The organism is Vibrio sp. 2130-1 (genome assembly GCF_033339515.1).
The window spans coordinates 1-661 of sequence record NZ_JAWOUT010000344.1 but is presented as its reverse complement, the minus strand read 5'-3'; the positions used below and the strand labels follow the sequence as shown (position 1 = coordinate 661).

Below are 661 nucleotides of genomic sequence, written 5' to 3'. Positions count from 1 at the left end.
ACTATAAGAGATGTAAAAACTATATAAGACTCAGTGGAGAACTGACAATGGAAAAGCTGGCATTTAAGCCATGGGAAAGGGTCATATCCGACATTCGACTTGTACCGAAAATGGTCATGTTGATGGTATTCAGTACCGTTCTGATCGTGGCAAAACAACTTTGGGACGCAAACACATTTTACGATTCACTTTTAGCAGCCACTCAAAATGCGCAAGTTGCTCAACAACATTATGAAGCGTATTTGACTCAAGTAGTGTGGCAGACCGCGCTACTTATCGTCGTTTTTGTGGCTTTACTGTTGGCCGCCGCACGCGTAATGCTGCGCCAAACACAGTATCTCAATGAAGCCATCAAATTAATGGCGAGCAAAAACTTGTCGGTACCGTTTGGTATGGACTGTAAAGATGAATACGGAGATGTGGCACGAGAGCTAGAGAAAACGCGTCGCCAACTGCATGACGTGATTCAAATGCAAATCAACGCATCCGACGAGCTAGCGACACTGACGGAAGTGATGACGCTGAGCATGTCGGAAACTAAAGAGTCTGCCCAAGAAGAGTTTAACGAAATTGACCAACTGGCCACGGCAATGAGCGAGATGACCTCTACGGTACAGACGGTGGCCGAGCATGCGCACAGCGCCTCTTCACTGACGGAGCT

1 pseudogene is annotated in these 661 nt (G+C 46.9%); it reads left to right on the top strand.

Features of this window, described 5'->3' with window-relative positions:
- Nucleotides 1–47: 47 nt before the first annotated feature.
- Nucleotides 48–661, top strand: a pseudogene (locus tag R7Q09_RS26120) (methyl-accepting chemotaxis protein); the annotation flags it as partial.